We start from the raw sequence: 20161 nt of genomic DNA on the forward strand, positions 1-20161 counted from the left end.
ATATAATATATATAATAAACTGATTATCACAATTATTTGTTATTCAACTACCTATTTAACTGTCTATAAAACAAATTTTATGAATTTTTATTAATATTGATTATCAAATGAAAAAATAATCTAATCCCGAACTCAGGTTATTAGTAAAAGGATAGCAGATGGCAGTATGTTGAAGCTAATTAAACAAACCCTAACAACGTCAATAGTAAAACAAGGTAAAATTACATGCAAGAAAGTTGGAGTACCGCAAGGATCACCAATATCACCGTTGTATAGTAATCTACCTAAATGTTATAGACCAAGTGTGGCACTCAAGGGGGTATCCAGAAAAGCTAAGCGCAACCTTGCATAGGTATTGTGATGATGCAATTTTGGTATGTCGTAAGAGTGCTAGCTTAGCGCTGGAGAAATTCACAGAATTAGTAAAGAGGTTATCGCTCATTATTAACCACCAAAAGACACGAATAACGAAACTGAAAGAAGGCTTTAACTTCATAGGTTTTTACTTTGTAAAAAGAAAGAGTCCAACAAGTGGCAGAAATAGCATTTATGTATTTCCAACGAAACAATCCCAACAAAGCATCCGTAACAGACTAAAATACCTGACTTGTAGAAGAGCACTAATCAAACCTCAAACATTCATCGAGCAAATAAAACCAGTAGTGTTAGGATGGGTTAACTATTTTAAACATACGAATGCGAGTGAAGCTTTTGTTAGATTGCAGGACTTTATTAATAACCGATTTCGCAGATACTTAACCCATAGAAGAAAAGGCCGTGGGTGTGGGTGGCAAAGCTATCCCAATAGCAAACTCTATACAATGGGGATGTTGTACATTGGTAGTGGAATGATTAAGTATCCTGAGAGAGTTGTGCAAAGTTTATGAAGAAGACTGTCGGACCGCCCTATTCGGGAAAACTGAACGTACCTTAGGATGAGAAGGGAATGGGTAAACAATGAAGAATCAAGTTAGTCAGCTACTGTATTGCGAGCAATCAGAAGCAATAGATATGCTTAATTTTAAGTGGTCCAACCATTTCTTTACTCTAGACCATTGTAGAGATAGAAAACATTCCTATGATTCAAAAAGGACAAGTAATCGGAGCTAAAAATCATCTTTCTACTTTTGAGAATTTTGTTATGCTAATGGCCGAATAATAACCAATATATATCCAAAACTTCACTTAAAAGAAAAGACGTTACTAACGAAAATATAGAAGCGACAGAACCAACCTATGTTAAACTAAACGGGAAGTGGATCTATTTATATAGAGCAGTAGATCGTTATGGTGATACAGTTGACTTTTTTCTATCTGATCATAGAGACAAGTCTTCAACGCTTTCTTTTTTTCGCAAGGCGATCACAGAAAATAATATTCCTAAGAAAGTAGTAATTGACAAAAGCGGTAGTAATAAAGCTGCCCTTGATGCGATCAATACAGATCTTGATCAAGATCATACCATTCAAATATTTCAAAACAAATATTTGAATAATAGAGTTGAACAAGATCATAGGTTTATCAAAAAACGGATAAAACCTATGCTGGGTTTTAAGAATTTTTATTCTGCTTCCATTACTATTTCAGGGATAGAAAACATTCGTATGATTCAAAAAAGACAAGTAAGAGGAGCTAAAAATCATCTTTCTACTTTTGAGAACTTTGCTATCTTAATGGCCGCATAATATCCAAAATTTGACTTAAACGAAAAACCTATACTAAGAAAACTATAGACGCGACAGAACCGGTAAAAATTCCTTTTTTACCACTGATTTGAGCAGATACCTTTTAGGCGTTATTATAACGCTCAAAAGATACAACAGTTTAAATAAAAATTTAACAAATTAGATAACTATAAATTTATTTTTACCATAAAATAACTGTAACTTAGTCCCCTATGAGGAGGGTTGTAATGTTAGCTTTGTATTTTTTAATCAGGCATAGTAATGCTATGGCATTGCCTGGTCGTTTTAGTGTTGAATGTTCCCCTTCTTACGCTACCAATAGGATGTATAGCCACCAAATGCAACCGCCCCCCTATGATCAAGGAGGTGCTATAAGGATACACTTTGGTGGTGCCTATCATTTTGTGCTACAGGAGCACTGTAGTCTTAGCTTAGGTCTTTCCTATGCCTTTGGCCGTATTGCATTGGCTCGTGAAGCTGGTGAATCGGTATCCGCTATAGATGAGGCCTATGTTTTAGATTATGTGTGGGTGCCTGTCCTATGCAGATTGTATACCAGTGAGGTGATGATTGATACCAGTATCTATTGTAAACTAGGTATCATACCCTCTATCCATCTGCCTCTTAGAGCCACTGCACCACTCCATTCAGGCGCACCCCCTTTTTTAACAAAACGCCCGTTGGGCTGTTTTATCCTTTTAGGTGGCGGCATAAAATATGATTTTAGTCTAACCAATAGCCTGTTTGTAGGGTTAAGTTATTGCTGGGATGTGCCTGGCGTAATGTATAAAAAAGATCCAAATAATGATTCAATGAACTGTTATTGTCATAATAATTTCGTTTGCCTTGATCTCTGTTGTTTATTCTAATAGCATATGAGTCGTTCTAAATATAGAATAAACACCTGAATACCAGACATAGTAGATGGAAAACCAATGGCTTGTTCCCCAAGCAGTCTTCAAAAAGGGGCAAATCTTTTTTTTAATTATATACTATGAAGTTGTCAAATTTTAAGTTTGAGCTACCAGAGCATAGCATTGCACAATATCCGATGGAGGTAAAAGAAGAGGCACGTTTAATGGTTGTCCATAAAGATAGTGGCAAAATAGAGCATAAAACTTTTAAAGATCTTCCTACTTATTTTAGTGAAGGGGATACTTTAGTGGTCAACGACTCTAAAGTGTTGCCTTGTAAGCTTTATGGCTGTAAAGAAAAAACAAATGCTCAAGTAGAAGTACTTTTAGTGCGAAAATTGAATGATGAGCACGGTTTGTGGGATACTATTGTGGAGCCAGCACGTAAAATCCGAATAGGCAATAAAATTTATTTTGGCAATGGCGAATTGGTGGCTGAAATTATAGATAATACTACTTCAAGAGGTCGCACCCTTAAATTATTGTTTGACAGAACGGAAGAAGCATTCTATGCATTGATTAACGAAATTGGCCATATGCCTTTGCCACATCAAATAGGGCGTCCTTCCAAGCCAGAAGATAGAGAATACTATCAGACCCTATTTGCGCAAAACATAGGTAGTATTGTATTACCAGCTGCCGGGTTGCATTTTACTCCTTATTTGTTGAAATATTTAGCCTTACAGAACATTTCTGTTGTGCCGGTTACATTGCATATTGGTTTAGGTGAACTAAGTACGATTGATATGGAAGATCTAACCAAGGTAAGAGCTTCCTCTGAACGTTTTATGATTACCCAAGAAACTGCAAAGGTAGTAAACCGCAGCCTACATCATCAAAGAAAAGTTTGTGCCGTAGGCACTTCGGTTTTAAGGGCTATGGAATCTTCTGTTTCAGTCTCTTGCGAATTAAAAGAAGCCAGTGGCTGGACCAATAAATTTATTTTACCTTCTTGTTCCTTCAAAGTGTGCAATGCATTGTTGACCACATTGCATCTTCCCTCTTCTATCTCTTTGGTCAGTGTAGCTGCTTTTGGAGGCGAGAAATTGGTTTTAACTGCTTATGCCGAAGCAATAAAGGAACGTTATCGATTTTTCTTATATGGCGACTCTATGTTGATTATATAGATCATAACAGTAGGTTATACCGTTCATATTTTCCTATATTGGGAAAAAGGTATCGTCTATGTAGGCTATATTTTTTAATGCTTGAAAAGGCGCTACGTATCGGAGGGGTGCAATGGTTGCTCCATTCTTTTTGGATGGATGTGGAGTAGCTTATCCAGCTATAAATTTATTCTATTTATTATAATAATGATAGATACAAATATCAAAAAAGTGAAACGTTTGTTATGCCTTTTCTGTCTATGTATAGGATGGGCACAGCCCACCTTTGGTGCAACTGGTTACGTTGTACGCAAGATTCAGGTGGTCGGTAATGTTTTGGTAGCGTCTGACCTACTGATTGCACTTTCTGGTTTACAAGAAGGAGCAAGTGTTGACCCATCCGCTGGACAAATTCGTAATGCTATTCGAAAAATAGCCAAACAGGATGGTATCAAATCTGTTGCCGTCTACCTATCTGAGGTTGATCAAGTAAATGGTTTGGCAACTTTTGTTATTCAGGTAGAAGAATATCCCCAGTTAGCCAGTTGTCTTTTAGAAAGTTTAACCAAAAAAGATGAAAAAGCGCTGCAAGCGCTGCTTGACAAAGTCAACGTAGATAATAATAATAATGTTGCGCTATCGCCGCTTTTTCTTCAAAAAATAACTGCTAAGATTAAAAAAATATTTTTAGAAAAAGGATTTAGGGAAGTTCAGGTTTCTACAGAGTTGATTCCAAATCAAAAAATGGATCATAAAGCTACCCTAAAAATTAAAGTAAATAAAGGCAAGACAAGTAGGGTTCAAAAAATAATTTTTGAAGGGAATGACTATTTGGATGCCGATCTCTTAAGATATAATATGAAAGAGCTACAAGAAGCACCTCATTTTACACTTTTCAAGGATATTTTCAAAAAAAGTATCACCCTGATACCCATTCGCAAAGGCGGTATATTTTTACAGTTGCCTAAAAAAATGGGTGAGGTCAAGCGTTATTTTTTTAATCATGTTTCCTTTTTCCCATCTGTTTTCACAGAAGACAAATATTTAAAAGCTAAAGAAAATCTTATTCTTTTTTATCAGTCACATGGGTTTCGAGATGCATATATTGCAGCAGAACGTTTGCACCCTTCTACTGATGGAAAACTGGATATTTATTTAAAAATTAACGAAGGCAAACCATATATGATCCGTCATATTAAATGGGTTGGTAATTATGTCTATAGTGATCAAGACCTAAATAGGTTGTTAAACTTGAAGGAAGACAGGATATATGACCCTCTCTATATTAAAAGTCGATTGAGTCCTGGGATTACAGATTTAACTATTAGTGACTTGTATACCAATAATGGATATCTTTTTTTCCGTGCAGAAGTTGTTGAAACTAGTATAGAAGATAACCAAGTAGATCTAGAAATTAGAATTCAAGAGGGGAAGCAGGTGACTATCCGCCAGATAGATATTGTAGGCAATACATTAACCCATGATTACGTTATTCGCCGTGAACTACTGACATTACCTGGGGAGAAATATAACCAAGGCCTTTTGCGGGAATCTTTACGAAGATTAGCCATGTTGAACCTATTTAAGCCAGAAAAATTAATCCCAGATATACATCCAGATGAAGCTACAGGTCAAGTAGATCTTATTTATTCGGTAGAAGAACAACCTCGGTTCGACTTTAAGCTAAATGCGCATTATAGTAATAGGATAATGGCTGGGATTGAACTGGGTTCTAATAATGTTTCTTTACAAAACCTCTTTACAAGCAAAATTCCCCTAGGAGCTGCTCAGCAATTGCATTTAGTAGCTGAATTGAATGGTAAAAATCACAAAAATTTTAGTTTTTCCTTTCAAGAACCTTGGTTGTGGTTGAAGGAAAGCCGTTATATATTTTCCATAGGTTTCAATATTGCGCATGAAAAGGCCTCCTGTACTGAAAAGAATGCATTAGACGATTGGCTGCACTTAATTACATTTCCATTTGCAAAACAAGATAAAAAAGGAGGAATTTGTTCAAGTGGTGGCCGAATAAGCCTAGGCAAAAAGCTTGCTAGATATTGGGAAGGCCATTTGGGTATAGATTACCATCGCCATGATTATCAGCATTATGAACTATTAGAAGATCACAAAAGAAGATCAGGACTTTTGCATGATTTTACTGTAGACCTTTCATTGATATATTCCAGTATAAATAATCCAAATTATCCTACTAGTGGATCTTCTTGGTCTAACTTTTTAACCTTAACGCCTCCCTACACTTTGTTGGGCTATGCTCCTTCTGCAGCAACAGCTATACCACGTTTTAAGGAATTTGGAAAGTTTATGACAGATGTTTATTACTTTAAACGTTTGCTAGGCAATTGGGTCTTACATTTTCGTGGCCATGCTGGATTTTTACACAGCCTGTCTAAAAATGCAATAGGACCTTTTGAGCGATTTTATTTAGGCGGGACATCAAGTATACTAACTAAATTATTAGGCGTGAATTTTGTTTCACTACGTGGTTATCCAGATGATAGCCTTACACCGGAAGATTATACAAAAAAGATAAAAGGGGGCGTTTTATTTAATAAGTTCGTTTCAGAGTTGCGTTATCCGCTTATCCTGGCACCGGTTTGTTGCTATCTATTGGGCTTTGTAGAGATAGGGGATAGTTGGTTACATTATGAAAATTTCAACCTATCTAATATAAAAAAATCTATAGGTGGTGGCATTCGTCTTATTTTGCCTATATCTATTGTACCAATGCTTGGCTTGGATTTCGGCTATAGATTGGATCCTGTAAAGGATATTCGCAGTATCAAAAGTTCTTTTGAATATCACTTCACCCTTGGTCCTAGTATACGTTAAATGGAAAGTATCCGTTCGGTCGATGGTGGGGGCTTAAGGAATAGCTCTTCTACTTATTCTTAACCTGAATTTGGGATTAGACGTATTGTGAACCAGTCATATATATATTAGTTATGGAAGGTTTTTTCTCTTTTAGTGCATAAGCTGTAATTCCAGCTATCAAATTGACCAAAAAATTAGGTATACTTCTATGGCTGGCATGTTCTATCTGGCTAATATTTTTGAGCTGATCTATAATAGTTTCAATTATAGATCGTTTTCTAAGCATCAGTTTATCCCAGAGTGGCATAAAAGCATTTTTCATATTTTTTCTGATCTGGGTAATGAGTTCCACGCCTTTTTCCATCAGTTTTTCAAATAAATCTTTGCTTATGTAACCTTTATCGGCAAACATTTTACCCATCAAGCGTTTACACAAATTTTCTACAGGAAGCCTATCATTAGTTTTACCTGTAGTGAGTTGAAAGTTCATAACCTCGCCTAAATCGTTGACTATCAAATGTAATTTGATGCCAAAAAACCAACCAGTACTGGTTTTACCTTTAGTAGCAATTGATGCAAAAACCTTGTTAACCTCAGTTCGGGATTAGCTTGTTAAAAAATGGCTTTAAAAAGCTCCTTTGTGTTTTAAATTTGGAGATAAAAAAATACTAACCAGATTATCCAAAGGAGCCAGTTATGAATGTAGAAAAGTTAGTTGAAATATATTATGCTGTTGATGAATTTCTCATAAAGTTTATGCCGTATATGGAAAAACAACTGTTAACCAACTCTAAAAGAAAACCCACTAGAACTTGTTCATTAACTTTGAGTGAAATAATGACTGTTCTTATTGCCTTTCATGTGATTGGTTTTAGAAATTTTAAGTCTTATTATATTCATTTACAGCAATTTCATTCTAGTGAATTTGGAAAGTTAGTAAGCTAGAATAGATTTATAGAACTGATCCAAAGAACGTTAGTTCCCTTGTACTGTTTTACACAAAGTCTTTCTAAAACAAAAACAGGTTGTTATTTTATGGATGCAACAGCCATCAAGGTTTGCCATATCAAAAGAGCCTATACGCACAGGGTTTTTAAATCGATTGCTACTAAAGGTAAAACCAGCACCGGTTGGTTTTTTGGATTAAAGTTGCACTTGATAGTCAATTATTTAGGAGAAATCATGAATTTTCGACTGACCACAGGTAAAACTAATGATAGGCGGTTCTGTCGCGTCTATAGTTTTCTTAGTATAGGTTTTTCGTTTAAGTCAAATTTTGGATATTATGCGGCCATTAAGATAGCAAAGTTCTCAAAAGTAGAAAGATGATTTTTAGCTCCTCTTACTTGTCCTTTTTGAATCATACGAATGTTTTCTATCCCTGAAATAGTAATGGAAGCAGAATAAAAATTCTTAAAACCCAGCATAGGTTTTATCCGTTTTTTGATAAACCTATGATCTTGTTCAACTCTATTATTCAAATATTTGTTTTGAAATATTTGAATGGTATGATCTTGATCAAGATCTGTATTGATCGCATCAAGGGCAGCTTTATTACTACCGCTTTTGTCAATTACTACTTTCTTAGGAATATTATTTTCTGTGATCGCCTTGCGAAAAAAAGAAAGCGTTGAAGACTTGTCTCTATGATCAGATAGAAAAAAGTCAACTGTATCACCATAACGATCTACTGCTCTATATAAATAGATCCACTTCCCGTTTAGTTTAACATAGGTTTCATCCATTTTCCAACTACTACCAATTGGTCGTTTTCTTTTTCTTACTGCTTTATCTATCAGAGGAACAAACTTAATAACCCATCTCTGTAGCGTAGAATGATCAACTCTTGCGCCTCTCATACGCATCATCTCTTCCAAATCTCTATAGCTCAAGGAAAAACGACACTTCATGTATACAAATAACAGGATGACTTCTGATGAAGAACAATAACCTTTAAAATATGGTAATAACTCGGGAGAAATATTAAACATAATAACTACTTTTTTAAATACCGATACTAAAATAATCATTTTTTAGAATAAACGCGACAGAACCTGATTTTTTGCACACTTTTTTATCAAGAAAAAAGTATGATATAAATTCCCTTAATTAAATTTTATAAGTAAAATAAAAATTTCATAAATTTGGCCCATCGGCCACTTAAATCAATCAAACGTTATACCTGCATTTTTGATTACATCTAAATTAGAAAAGTGCTAACTCTTTATTTTAAAAGAAATTATATATACCTATTGTTTAAAAGAAATTATATCGTTATATGCAATTGTTAATGCAAAATAGGTTTTGAATGTAAGACTTCATTCTATATTTTTTTTGATTTTATTGCTCTAATCCTTATGCTGATGCAGCCAAGAAAAGTTGGGTTTATAGTTTTTGTATTGCTGTTTTTTTTTCAATCTGTTTCTAGTAGCCTTGCTTTAGGTGTAGATTTTATAGAAAGGGCCTATTTTAAGGAAGATGGATCTGGTCAATTTAGCATTAAAGTAGATTTAACTAAGACCAGTAAGTTGATTTCGGTCATTAAATGCTTAAATAAAGATTATAAGTATCAAGGTATAACTAAATCTATTGGTTATAAGGCTTTTAGTAAGGCCCAAGCACGTCTTGAAAAAATATCTGATATCAGCCAGATCCGAGTCGGCTATGATGAGAAGATGCTTAGCTTCCAGCTAATGTTTAGATTTAATACTATTCAAGCACTTAATAAAGCAATACGAAAAATTAATAAAGGTTTGGATCCTTTGAAAATTACCTATTTTAGTCTTGATGATGGGCTCTTTGTTCGTCAGGATGTAAATGGCATCACACAAAAGATACTCTTTTACCAACAATATGATAACTGTCTGGTTAAAAGTTTAGATTTGGCCTCCTTTTTTAAGGAAACCACTTATACGACTATCTATACTTTCTATAAAGAAATTGAAGATTATAGCAATCCATTAAGCGAACTCACTAAGGATAGAAAGACCATACGTATTGCTCACTATGTCTTCGCTCCCGATCAAATAACAGAGTCTATAGGGAATCGTGTGCATTTTGTAAAATAAATAGTTGTTGTTAAAATAAGTTTATGAAAACCAAATATGCTTACCTAGAAGAAAGAATAGAGGCCTTAAAGGACTGTCTTTGACTATGCTAGTAAAAATAGACAACTACAGCTATTAGAAGAAGCAGTTGCAGCCCCTTCATTTTGGTCTAATCCAGCAAAATCCCAACAAACCATCCAAAAAGTTAAAATCTTAAAAGAAGCAATTGATCAATTCAATACCCTACAGGCTCAATGGGAAGAGCTCCTTTTATTAGAAGCCTTATTTTCAGAAGATGCTGCAGTGCAAGATGAGTTGGCGCTTGCAGCCTCATCTCTTGCTAAATTGTTAGAGGAAGTTGAATTAAAAAAAATACTGGATAGCAAGGAGGATTATTTAAATGCCATCATAGATATAAAGCCGGGTGCAGGTGGTACAGAAAGCCAGGATTGGGCCTATATGTTGGCGCGTATGTATACGATGTGGGCCACCAAAAAGGGTTATACGGTTAAAACCGTTCACTACCAACCAGGAGATAGTGCGGGCATTAAGGCTGTTACGTTGGAAATAATCGGTTCCTATGCATATGGATATATAAAAGCAGAGGTGGGTATTCATCGCCTGGTCCGTCTTTCTCCGTTTGATGCTGCAGGTAAACGACATACTTCGTTTGCTTCTATATATGCAGCGCCTGTTATCGATGATTCCATAAAAATTGAAATAAATCCTGCAGATCTAAGCTGGGATACTTTTCGGTCTGGTGGAGCCGGAGGGCAAAATGTAAATAAAGTAGAAACAGCTGTTCGTGTGAAGCATCTTCCCTCTGGTATTGTAGTAGAATGTCAGCAAGAACGTTCTCAACTACAAAATAGGGATAAAGCTTTGCAACTGCTTAAATCTAAGCTTTACCAACAAGCATTAGAAAAGAGAAGGGCAAAACAGCAACAAATAGAACAGAGCAAAAAAAAGATTGAATTTGGCGCTCAAATTAGGAGCTATGTATTACATCCTTATAAAATTATTAAAGACAACCGAACAGGATATGAACGAAAAGATGTAGAAAATGTTTTAGATGGAGATCTTGATGGGTTTATAAAAAGGTATTTATTTGTGGTTCTGTCGCGTTTATTCTAAAAAATGATTATTTTACTATCGGTATTTAAAAAAGTAGTTATTATGTTTAATATTTCTCCCGAGTTATTACCATATTTTAAAGGTTATTGTTCTTCATCAGAAGTCATCCTGTTATTTGTATACATGAAGTGTCGTTTTTCCTTGAGCTATAGAGATTTGGAAGAGATGATGCGTATGAGAGGCGCAAGAGTTGATCATTCTACGCTACAGAGATGGGTTATTAAGTTTGTTCCTCTGATAGATAAAGCAGTAAGAAAAAGAAAACGACCAGTTGGTAGTAGTTGGAAAATGGATGAAACCTATGTTAAACTAAACGGGAAGTGGATCTATTTATATAGAGCAGTAGATCGTTATGGTGATACAGTTGACTTTTTTCTATCTGATCATAGAGACAAGTCTTCAACGCTTTCTTTTTTTCGCAAGGCGATCACAGAAAATAATATTCCTAAGAAAGTAGTAATTGACAAAAGCGGTAGTAATAAAGTTGCCCTTGATGCGATCAATACAGATCTTGATCAAGATCATACCATTCAAATATTGCAAAACAAATATTTGAATAATAGAGTTGAACGAGATCATAGGTTTATCAAAAAACGGATAAAACCTATGCTGGGTTTTAAGAATTTTTATTCTGCTTCCATTACTATTTCAGGGATAGAAAACATTCGTATGATTCAAAAAGGACAAGTAAGAGGAGCTAAAAATCATCTTTCTACTTTTGAGAACTTTGCTATCTTAATGGCCGCATAATATCCAAAATTTGACTTAAACGAAAAACCTATACTAAGAAAACTATAGACGCAACAGAACCGAAAATCAACATGTTTGCAGCCCGCATAGCGGGTAAGTTCTGATTTGCTAGCTTAAGGGTAGCTTTTTAGCATTTGTTGCGCTAAGGCTTTGTGGTTTGCTTATTTTTTGATTTGGATCTATGCGTTGGGCTTTTTTTGTTATTTCCTTAGTACCATTCAGTGGATCGGCTGTTGATGTATCGCAATCAATTGTTGTGCCAAAAGTAGTGCGGTTTGCAAACATACAGTTGAAGCTTACAAATGGTGCTCGTAAGCGTGTGCAAGAAAAAGTAAACCAGCTGACCCGATCAGAAAGGTTGTTTAATAAAATATTAGAAAGAACCCATCTTTTTTTTCCACTTATAGAAAAAATCTTGGCCGAGGAAAAAGTTCCAGATGATTTTAAATTCCAAGCTGTGCATGAAAGTATGCTGATAGGGGGTGCAGTAAGTCATACTCAAGATGTAGGCTTTTGGCAAATTCAAAAGGCAACTGGTCTGGGGTTACAATTAACTATAGATCATCTTGTAGATGAAAGAATGCATTTAATTCAGTCCACAAAAGCGGCAGCTCGTTTTTTAAAAATCCATAACCAATATTTTAATAGTTGGCTGGGCGCGTTACTGGCTTATAATAGGGGTAGGGCAGGAGCAGTAAAGCTATTCCCTGAAAAATGCTATGGGGCTGAAGTAGTACGATTAGATGATAAGACGGATCATTATATCATTTCTGTTATAGCTACTAAGCTGGCATTTGGAAAGATGGCTGGAAAAAAAAAGCATTCAAAGTTACAGCTGGTTATCTATGACCAAGGGCACGATGGCCAAAGATTAGAAGATATTGCGGCCCACTTAAAGGTAGATAAAAAGTTATTATCCGAACATAATCAGTGGCTTAGGACGGCTGTGGTACCACATAATACAAAGTGTTCTTTGTTGGTGCCATTGCTTCATACGCATTCCCATGCCCATATCTATCCTGTGCTAAACCTTACTCGACCATTAAACAATAGATCACTTAAACAGAAACAAACCGTAGTATCACCCAGACAACAGACCTCCCAACCTTATAGTATAGATTATGCCAAGTATTTAAAGCCTACTTTTCCTGAAATTATGCCTTTAAAAGATGCCCGTTCTGCTAGATTGGTTAAAGCCAATGGAAGATTGGCTATTGTAGCAAAAAAAGGAGATACCATTCCCTATTTGGCCAAGTTAGTCGGCTTGGGTATAGATCCATTTCTTCTTATAAATGAGATTGAAAAAACTCACCAGCTGATGCCAGGGGCTATATATTATTATAGTTCAAAAGGACGTAAAGGCGGCACACACTATCACGTTGTAGCATCGGGAGAAGATATATGGAGTATTGCACAACGATATGGTATGAAGCAATCTGCTCTTTTGGAAAAAAATCGTATGAAGCAAGTAGAACCGTTGGAAAAGGGGCGTGTACTATGGTTGCGGTTTATTAGACCTCGTAAGGTCCCAGTGGAATACTATAATGTAGATCCACTTTAAAGGGAGAAATGGTCAGAAGGCTACTTTTTGCTTGATAAGTAAGGTAGTATACAAATGCCTTATGGCTTGGATTTGCTGAGGGGTATCATCCTTAAGTTGACACCATTGGTTGAACGAATATGATTTTCTGATCATTGTCAGGGCTATATTTTAAAATTCTATTCATTATGCATGATGCGCATCAGACAAGAAGTCTTAAGGAATTGATGAACATATTTCTTGAAACTTCTCCTTTTCAGAAACAACTAACAGCGGCTATGGTACGTTCTGCATGGCATAAAACGATGCCTAAGGTAGTTTGTGATAGAACGGAAAATCTTTATGTGCACCATAACAAGATTTTTTTAAAAATAACTTCTGCACCTTTACGGCATGAGTTAAAGTTTAATAAAGATAAAATCCTTATGATGCTTCATGCAGACATGCCTAATACGCTGTTGCGGGATGTTGTTTTTTTGTAATGACCATCTTATTGATCTAAGTGATGAGGCCGTTGCAATAGAGTTTTAAGCTTTGGTATAAAAAGTGACTTTTAGTGTTATACAATGGTTAAATTATGTTACTTCTTTAATCGTTTATACTTAAGCTTTTTAATAGTATTGTTATGGCAATTCAAACAAGTGGTCAGTTAAGTTTGGCAGATATTTCAGCGAACAGGGGTAAATGCAAACATACCTTTTTTGATCAAATTAATAAGCTAGTTAATTGGTCATCAGTAGAAAAATTACTCCGCTCATATTACCCTATCCGCTGCTTTTGTTTAAAATGCTCTTGCTTCAGACCTGGTATTCACTCAGTGACTATCAAGTAGAAGAAGAAGTAAATGATCGTATTACTTTTAGCAGATTTTGTGGTATTTCGATGGATAGTTGTGTTCCAGATCATAGTGTATTAAGCAGATTTAGGACTTCCCTTACCGAACAAAAGGCCCTAGAAAAGTTATTGAAAATCATTAATGATCAGCTAGCTGCACATGGAGTACTCGTTCAACATGGTGCAGTTGTTGATGTCTCTATTACCCCTACGCCTAGACGGCCTAAAGGTAAAAAAAGCTATGATCTCCATGAAGATCGCACTATAACTACCTCAGTTCGGGATTAGACGTATTGTGAACCAGTCATATATATATTAGTTATAGAAGGTTTTTTCTCTTTTAGTGCATAAGCTGTAATTCCAGCTATCAAATTGACTAGAAAATTAGGTATGCTTCTATGCCTGGAATGTTCTATCTGGCTAATATTTTTGAGCTGATCTATAATAGTTTCAATTATAGATCGTTTTCTAAGCATCAGTTTATCCCAGAGTGGCATAAAAGCATTTTTCATATTTTTTCTGATTTGGGTAATGAGTTCCACGCCTTTCTCGATCAGTTTTTAAAATAAATCTTTGCTTATGTAACCTTTATCGGCAAACATTTTACCCATCAAGTGTTTACATAAATTTTCTACAGGAAGCCTATCATTAGTTTTACCTGTGGTCAGTTGAAAATTCATGATTTCTCCTAAATAATTGACTATCAAGTGCAACTTTAATCCAAAAAACCAACCGATGCTGGTTTTACCTTTAGTAGCAATCGATTTAAAAACCCTGTGCGTATAGGCTCTTTTGATATGGCAAACCTTGATGGCTGTTGCATCCATAAAATAACAACCTGTTTTTGTTTTAGAAAGACTTTGTGTAAAACAGTACAAGGGAACTAACGTTCTTTGGATCAGTTCTATAAATCTATTGTAGCTTACTAACTTTCCAAATTCACTAGAATGAAATTGCTGTAAATGAATATAATAAGACTTAAAACTTCTAAAACCAATCACATGAAAGGCAATAAGAACAGTCATTATTTCACTCAAAGTTAATGAACAAGTTCTAGTGGGTTTTCTTTTAGAGTTGGTTAACAGTTGTTTTTCCATATATGGCATAAACTTTATGAGAAATTCATCAACAGCATAATATATTTCAACTAATTATTTCTACATTCATAACTGGCTCCTTTGGATAATCTGGTTAGTATTTTTTTATCTCCAAATTTAAAACACAAAGAAGCTTTTTAAAGCTATTTTTTAACAAGCTAATCCCGAACTCAGGTTACCAATGCTGAATTTTAAAAGAATGAGTATGCCAGTAGAAAAAGCACCAGTAGTAGAAAAAGAGAAAAATCCTGTGGTAGAGGGTAAAGTAAAGAAGCGAATAACAAAAGAAATGATTCTCCAAAGAATCAGTGAAGTATCTTTAATTGGATCTCTTGTTTCTGGCTTTGATCCCGTTAATATAGAAGGAAATTACCAATCTAGATCCTCTTTGAGAGTATTCGTTTATTTTGGAAAGGTAAGTAAAACATGTCAATTTATATGCTATCAAACGGGCAAAGGAGGAGATGTGTTTGCCCTTTGGGGATACTGTCATCGATTAGATTATTCCACGCAGTTGGACGATATTCTGGAACATATAAATCGAAGATTCTAATTGGGCCTGTAAGCAAATGTTCTAGCACCTACTAGACTATTAAAATATAAATTTTGTGGTTGGTATTCAAGACGTTTCTTTTCAGGATAAAAAAGTCCTTATACGGGTTGATTTTAACGTACCCATAACGGACCAAGGTGTCATTATTGATGACCGACGTATTCGAAGGAGTGTACCAACCATTCAAAAAGTAATAAAGGATGGCGGCATAGCCATTTTACTCTCTCATTTTGGAAGGCCTAAACATGGATATGCAGCACGTTATTCGTTAAGCAGGCTCTTACCTACATTATCTAGTTTATTGAAACAACCTATTCAGTTTGCGCCCAATTGTATAGGAGCAGCGGTACAAGAACAGATAAACACGCTAGCGCCAGGTGGCATCTTATTACTCGAAAATGTTCGTTTTCATGCAGAAGAAACATTAGAGGATAAGCACTTTGCGCAAGCATTGGCTGCATTGGCAGATGTATATATTAATGAAGCTTTTGGAACCATTCATAGAAAGCATGTTTCTACTAGTTTGCTACCTGCTTATTTTAAAGAACGATATGCGGGCTACTTATTGCAGCAAGAGATAGCGGCTATTGATAAGCTTTTTTCAAAAGAACAATCTCCCGTTGTAGCCATTATGGGTGGCAATAAACTGGTAGATAAGGCAAAACCTATTGAAGGCTTAATGCGTTACGTAGACCATATATTGATTGGCGGAGGGCTTGTACTACCTTTTTACCATGCAAAACAGGCTAGATACCTTTCCTATACCGAACCAGAGGCGATTGCCAGTAGGTTGTTTGATGCGCTAATGTGCAATAGCCACTGTCAGTTATGGTTGCCAACAGATGCCCTAACGGCCCCTGAAATGCATGCACAGGTTGCGCCATCTACCTTATCGCTTGCAGATATGCCATGTGGTGCCAATATTTTAGATATTGGGCCAGCTACGCAAGCACGTTTTTCTGCGTGGATTCTAGAGGCTAAGACCATATTATGGGCAGGGCCTATGGGGGTATTTGAATGGGATCAATGTGCCGCTGGTACAGTGGCTATTGCCCAGGCCATTGCACAAGCCACTCAGCATGGTGCCTACAGCATAGTAGGGGGTGGAGATACCTCTGCTGCTATTAAGCAAATAGGATATGAAAATCAGGTTTCCTATATTTCTACAGGAGGAGGGGCATTGTTGGCCTATATTGCAGCAGATAGAAAACTACCAAGCTTAGAGGCACTTAAGGAATAGCTCAGCAATATTTTTATTGCTTTACACCTGTAGCTGGTTTGTAGAGTCATGGTTGTGGTACAGTATACTGTTTAATTTTTTGAAGTACCATAGCTACAATCTAGCCATTTACAAAAACAGAATTATTATATGCTTAACAAAAAAATCCTACTATTTGGAATTTGTATGGGGTTGTGTATGAGTGGCATATATTCTGCTTATGGAAATAGACCACAAGCGGTCCAATCAGTTGATCAGATTACAATAGCTAAATCCATACCTATAAAGCATATATCGCCTATAGAGGTGCACCTAGCAGCTGCCAAGCGGAATGTAGCCCATATTCGTTCTTTAATTGCTTCTGGTAAAAATATTCAGGTATTGGACAAAAATAACATTAGTGCATTGCATATTGCCGCCGCCAGAGGTTCTTTGCTTTGTCTACAAGAGCTTATTAATGTAGGTGCTAAGGTAAATATAGTTGATTATCTGGGTAGAACACCGCTCTATCTTGCTGCTCAGAATGGACACCTGCCCGTTATTCGAGAGCTTATTGCGGTTGGTGCCACCATTCAGCTCTCCGATTATCAAGGTAGGACCCCCCTTCACGTTGCTGCAGAAGCTGGCCAAGCGCCAGCTATCTACTACTTCATTCGAAAAGGAGCAAATGTAAATGGATTTGATAAGGATGATTGTACACCTTTGCATTGTGCTGCTTTATCAGGTTCACCTTTATCTGTTCAAGCCCTAATAAAGGCAGGTGCAAAAGTGCAGGTATTTACCAAGCAGCATAAGTTAACCCCGCTACATGCTGCTGCGCAAAGTGGTAATGTGGCCTCTATACGTTTATTAGTCCATCACTATGCTAATGTAAGTGCCTTAACACCCAGTGGCATTTCACCCCTTTACTTAGCCGCTCAACATGGCAAACTGGCCGCGTTAAAGGAGCTACTACATCATAAGGCAGATATCCATGCAGTAGAAGGGCTCAATACACCCTTACATGCTGCCGTGTTAGGTGGTCATTTGGATTGTTTAAATCTATTGTTAAAGGCAGGTGGTAATCCATCTGTTCGCGATAAAGGCGAAAATACCCCTTTACACTTAGCGGCTCGGTATGGTAAAAGCGATTGTTTAAAAGCGTTGATAGCCATCAATGAAACATATGTACAGCTAATGGGTGAAAAGAAGCGTACCCCTTTGCATTGGGCTGCTCGATCAGGCCATTTTGCTTGTGTGGAGCAGCTTATTCAGGCAGGAGCGGCTATAAATGTTCCAGATTTCCACAACAAAATCCCTCTTCATCTAAGTGCTTTCTATGGACACGATGCCTGTCTAGGTAGGTTGTTACAAGCTGGTGCAAATCCCCATGCCACAACCCACATAGGATGTACACCATTACATATGGCTACCCAAAGCGGTAATATAAGGTGTTTAAAAGCACTTCTAGAAGCTGGTGTCAACCCTTCTATTGTCGATAGGTTTAAAAACACCCCCCTTCATTTATCTATTGCATATCAAAATATAGATGCTAGTTTAGAGCTTATAAAATCTGGTGCGCCAGTAAATACAGCCAATCAATGGGGGGTAATACCCCTGCATATAGCTGCAAAAGCGGGGAACTTGATTGCTTTGCAAGCACTTATCCAAGCAAAGTCTAAAGTGAATGTTGCAAAAAAATCAGGTGCTACAGCCATGCATGTAGTGGCAAAAAGAGGATACATAGCTTGTTTGAAAGCATTGATACAAGCAGGTGGAAAGGTTAGAGTCTACAATAAGGCTAAGGAAACCCCTCTCTATCTAGCAGCTGCTAATGGCCATTTGGATTGTGTAGAGGCATTGATTGAAGCCGATCAGAATGAGCATTCTATAACTAAAAAGCTCAAAAGCAAAGTTTCAGGTCAACCGCTCCTGAATAAGGTTATTAAAAGCAAGCCTAAACTAGATATGGCCAATCAATTTAATGAGACCCCTTTGTATGCTGCAGTCAAGAATGGACATGTTGATTGTGTTTTATTGCTTATACGTTATGGTGCAAAGGTAAATATTAAAAAAAAGAAGGGGAAGCCCCTTTTACACCTTGCTGCTCAAAATGGTTGTGAAGTCTGTCTAAGGGCTATTCTAGGTGCAAAATCAGAAATTAATGCATTAGACCAGCATAAAAACACACCTTTACATCTTGCTGCTCAAAATGGCCATATTAAAGTGGTACAAGAGCTCATACAAGCAGGTGCTTTATTAAAGAAAAATAAGTTTAATAAGACACCTGGTTATTTGGCGCTACAGAATGGATATATAAAGTGTTATCAATTGTTAAACGTTTACTTTGCACATCAAGAAAAAAAACTGGAAAATCAAAAGCCGCCATGCTGCTTCAATTAAACGAACTTTCTACTCATTTTTAAGGGGACACTTTCTACTTGCAACTTATACCTTCTCTTTGGAGCAACTCGACCACATGTGGGGATTCTGTCGCGTTTATTCTAAAAAATGATTATTTTAGTATCGGTATTTAAAAAAGTAGTTATTATGTTTAATATTTCTCCCGAGTTATTACCATATTTTAAAGGTTATTGTTCTTCATCAGAAGTCATCCTGTTATTTGTATACATGAAGTGTCGTTTTTCCTTGAGCTATAGAGATTTGGAAGAGATGATGCGTATGAGAGGCGCAAGAGTTGATCATTCTACGCTACAGAGATGGGTTATTAAGTTTGTTCCTCTGATAGATAAAGCAGTAAGAAAAAGAAAACGACCAATTGGTAGTAGTTGGAGAATGGATGAAACCTATGTTAAACTAAACGGGAAGTGGATCTATTTATATAGAGCAGTAGATCGTTATGGTGATACAGTTGACTTTTTTCTATCTGAGCATAGAGACAAGTCTTCAACGCTTTCTTTTTTTCGAAAGGCGATCACAGAAAATAATATTCCTAAGAAAGTAGTAATTGACAAAAGCGGTAGTAATAAAGCTGCCCTTGACGCGATCAATACAGATCTTGATCAAGATCATACCATTCAAATATTGCAAAACAAATATTTGAATAATAGAGTTGAACAAGATCATAGGTTTATCAAAAAACGGATAAAACCTATGCTGGGTTTTAAGAATTTTTATTCTGCTTCCATTACTATTTCAGGGATAGAAAACATTCGTATGATTCAAAAAGGACAAGTAAGAGGAGCTAAAAATCATCTTTCTACTTTTGAGAACTTTGCTATCTTAATGGCCGCATAATATCCAAAATTTGACTTAAACGAAAAACCTATACTAAGAAAACTATAGACGCGACAGAACTTATTGTGCCATAAAGAAGATCGAGGATAAATGGACTATGCCGCTGCGAAACTGGGCGTTGACCATATCTCAGATAGACATCTTTTTTCCCGGTAGATTAAAAGAGACGTTGAGATGAACAGGAGATGTGACACAGTTTATAGAACACTTCCG

Annotated in this window: 17 protein-coding genes and 4 pseudogenes; 18 read left to right on the forward strand and 3 right to left on the reverse strand. The window is 36.2% G+C overall.

From position 1 onward, the window contains the following. Positions 1–166 precede the first annotated feature (166 nt). The 7 genes from NBW36_RS04830 (at position 167) to NBW36_RS04860 (ending at position 6555) form a co-directional block, all read left to right on the forward strand. The gene (locus NBW36_RS04830; RefSeq protein WP_250238132.1) at positions 167–352 is read left to right on the forward strand and encodes a hypothetical protein; all 186 of its coding nucleotides are present in this window, start codon (positions 167–169) and stop codon (positions 350–352) included. Further along, positions 303–887, forward strand: coding sequence for a group II intron maturase-specific domain-containing protein (locus NBW36_RS04835; RefSeq protein WP_250238134.1), 585 nt, complete (start codon positions 303–305; stop codon positions 885–887). Before NBW36_RS04830 ends, NBW36_RS04835 begins: the two co-directional genes overlap by 50 nt. 70 nt (positions 888–957) lie before the next feature. Beyond that, a complete protein-coding gene (locus NBW36_RS05750) occupies positions 958–1110 on the forward strand; it encodes a hypothetical protein (protein ID WP_439099467.1) in 153 nt (50 codons plus the stop codon). A 59-nt stretch (positions 1111–1169) separates the two neighbouring features. Beyond that, complete coding sequence (locus NBW36_RS04845) at positions 1170–1685, forward strand: IS6 family transposase (RefSeq protein WP_256465615.1); 516 nt, start codon at positions 1170–1172, stop codon at positions 1683–1685. Positions 1686–1951: 266 nt separating this feature from the next. Then, on the forward strand, positions 1952–2554 hold the full coding sequence (locus NBW36_RS04850) for a hypothetical protein (protein ID WP_250238136.1): 603 nt from the start codon (positions 1952–1954) through the stop codon (positions 2552–2554). 125 nt (positions 2555–2679) lie between these two features. Further along, entirely contained in the window at positions 2680–3726 is a 1047-nt protein-coding gene (gene queA / locus NBW36_RS04855) for a tRNA preQ1(34) S-adenosylmethionine ribosyltransferase-isomerase QueA (protein WP_250238138.1), read from the forward strand. A gap of 186 nt (positions 3727–3912) precedes the next feature. After that, entirely contained in the window at positions 3913–6555 is a 2643-nt protein-coding gene (locus tag NBW36_RS04860; RefSeq protein WP_250238146.1) for a BamA/OMP85 family outer membrane protein, read from the forward strand. A 76-nt stretch (positions 6556–6631) separates the two neighbouring features. On the opposite strand, the pseudogene NBW36_RS04865 reads toward NBW36_RS04860, so the two are convergent. Next, positions 6632–7138, reverse strand: a pseudogene (locus NBW36_RS04865) (IS982 family transposase); the annotation flags it as partial. Between the two features lie 95 nt (positions 7139–7233). Here NBW36_RS04865 and NBW36_RS04870 point away from each other — a divergent pair. Beyond that, positions 7234–7758 (forward strand): annotated as a pseudogene (locus NBW36_RS04870) (IS982 family transposase); the annotation flags it as partial. A gap of 62 nt (positions 7759–7820) precedes the next feature. Here NBW36_RS04870 and NBW36_RS04875 read toward each other — a convergent pair. After that, positions 7821–8528: an IS6 family transposase gene (locus NBW36_RS04875; protein ID WP_250239135.1), complete on the reverse strand. Its 708-nt coding sequence runs from the start codon at positions 8526–8528 to the stop codon at positions 7821–7823. Between the two features lie 372 nt (positions 8529–8900). Between NBW36_RS04875 and NBW36_RS04880 the strand changes: the two genes are divergently transcribed. The 6 genes and pseudogenes from NBW36_RS04880 to NBW36_RS04905 form a co-directional block, all read left to right on the forward strand. After that, on the forward strand, positions 8901–9605 hold the full coding sequence (locus NBW36_RS04880; RefSeq protein ID WP_250238148.1) for a hypothetical protein: 705 nt from the start codon (positions 8901–8903) through the stop codon (positions 9603–9605). 23 nt (positions 9606–9628) lie between these two features. Then, a protein-coding gene (gene prfB / locus NBW36_RS04885; RefSeq protein ID WP_250238150.1) for a peptide chain release factor 2 occupies positions 9629–10718 on the forward strand; the annotation gives its coding sequence in 2 pieces (ribosomal slippage) (positions 9629–9685 and positions 9687–10718; 1089 coding nt in all). Positions 10719–10760: 42 nt separating this feature from the next. Then, positions 10761–11468: an IS6 family transposase gene (locus NBW36_RS04890; RefSeq protein WP_250239171.1), complete on the forward strand. Its 708-nt coding sequence runs from the start codon at positions 10761–10763 to the stop codon at positions 11466–11468. 181 nt (positions 11469–11649) lie between these two features. After that, positions 11650–13029 carry a LysM peptidoglycan-binding domain-containing protein gene (locus tag NBW36_RS04895; protein WP_250238152.1) on the forward strand — a complete coding sequence of 460 codons (1380 nt, stop codon included), beginning with the start codon at positions 11650–11652 and terminating at the stop codon, positions 13027–13029. A gap of 167 nt (positions 13030–13196) precedes the next feature. Further along, the gene (locus NBW36_RS04900) at positions 13197–13490 is read left to right on the forward strand and encodes a DciA family protein (RefSeq protein WP_250238154.1); all 294 of its coding nucleotides are present in this window, start codon (positions 13197–13199) and stop codon (positions 13488–13490) included. A 143-nt stretch (positions 13491–13633) separates the two neighbouring features. Further along, positions 13634–14118: pseudogene (locus tag NBW36_RS04905) on the forward strand (transposase); the annotation flags it as partial. A gap of 8 nt (positions 14119–14126) precedes the next feature. On the opposite strand, the pseudogene NBW36_RS04910 reads toward NBW36_RS04905, so the two are convergent. Then, positions 14127–14948, reverse strand: a pseudogene (locus NBW36_RS04910) (IS982 family transposase). A gap of 196 nt (positions 14949–15144) precedes the next feature. Between NBW36_RS04910 and NBW36_RS04915 the strand changes: the two are divergent. The 4 genes from NBW36_RS04915 (at position 15145) to NBW36_RS04930 (ending at position 19948) form a co-directional block, all read left to right on the forward strand. After that, on the forward strand, positions 15145–15492 hold the full coding sequence (locus NBW36_RS04915; RefSeq protein ID WP_250238156.1) for a hypothetical protein: 348 nt from the start codon (positions 15145–15147) through the stop codon (positions 15490–15492). A 55-nt stretch (positions 15493–15547) separates the two neighbouring features. Then, positions 15548–16732 carry a phosphoglycerate kinase gene (locus tag NBW36_RS04920; RefSeq protein WP_250238158.1) on the forward strand — a complete coding sequence of 395 codons (1185 nt, stop codon included), beginning with the start codon at positions 15548–15550 and terminating at the stop codon, positions 16730–16732. A 129-nt stretch (positions 16733–16861) separates the two neighbouring features. After that, the gene (locus NBW36_RS04925; protein WP_250238160.1) at positions 16862–19093 is read left to right on the forward strand and encodes an ankyrin repeat domain-containing protein; all 2232 of its coding nucleotides are present in this window, start codon (positions 16862–16864) and stop codon (positions 19091–19093) included. A 147-nt stretch (positions 19094–19240) separates the two neighbouring features. Beyond that, positions 19241–19948 (forward strand): IS6 family transposase, encoded by a 708-nt coding sequence (locus NBW36_RS04930; RefSeq protein WP_250239072.1) that lies wholly within the window; start codon positions 19241–19243, stop codon positions 19946–19948. Positions 19949–20161 lie beyond the last annotated feature (213 nt).

Origin of the sequence: Cardinium endosymbiont of Oedothorax gibbosus (assembly GCF_936981045.1) — a bacterium.
Lineage (GTDB): Bacteria > Bacteroidota > Bacteroidia > Cytophagales > Amoebophilaceae > Cardinium.

Coding starts and splice junctions, on each gene's coding strand:
- NBW36_RS04900 (WP_250238154.1), top strand. CDS start 13,197: ATGCATGATGCGCATCAGACAAGAAGTCTTAAGGAATTGATGAACATA.
- queA (WP_250238138.1), top strand. CDS start 2,680: ATGAAGTTGTCAAATTTTAAGTTTGAGCTACCAGAGCATAGCATTGCA.
- NBW36_RS04875 (WP_250239135.1), bottom strand. CDS start 8,528: ATGTTTAATATTTCTCCCGAGTTATTACCATATTTTAAAGGTTATTGT.
- NBW36_RS04830 (WP_250238132.1), top strand. CDS start 167: ATGTTGAAGCTAATTAAACAAACCCTAACAACGTCAATAGTAAAACAA.
- NBW36_RS04915 (WP_250238156.1), top strand. CDS start 15,145: ATGCCAGTAGAAAAAGCACCAGTAGTAGAAAAAGAGAAAAATCCTGTG.
- NBW36_RS04860 (WP_250238146.1), top strand. CDS start 3,913: ATGATAGATACAAATATCAAAAAAGTGAAACGTTTGTTATGCCTTTTC.
- NBW36_RS04850 (WP_250238136.1), top strand. CDS start 1,952: ATGGCATTGCCTGGTCGTTTTAGTGTTGAATGTTCCCCTTCTTACGCT.
- NBW36_RS05750 (WP_439099467.1), top strand. CDS start 958: ATGAAGAATCAAGTTAGTCAGCTACTGTATTGCGAGCAATCAGAAGCA.
- NBW36_RS04880 (WP_250238148.1), top strand. CDS start 8,901: ATGCAGCCAAGAAAAGTTGGGTTTATAGTTTTTGTATTGCTGTTTTTT.
- NBW36_RS04890 (WP_250239171.1), top strand. CDS start 10,761: ATGTTTAATATTTCTCCCGAGTTATTACCATATTTTAAAGGTTATTGT.
- NBW36_RS04930 (WP_250239072.1), top strand. CDS start 19,241: ATGTTTAATATTTCTCCCGAGTTATTACCATATTTTAAAGGTTATTGT.
- NBW36_RS04895 (WP_250238152.1), top strand. CDS start 11,650: ATGCGTTGGGCTTTTTTTGTTATTTCCTTAGTACCATTCAGTGGATCG.
- NBW36_RS04925 (WP_250238160.1), top strand. CDS start 16,862: ATGCTTAACAAAAAAATCCTACTATTTGGAATTTGTATGGGGTTGTGT.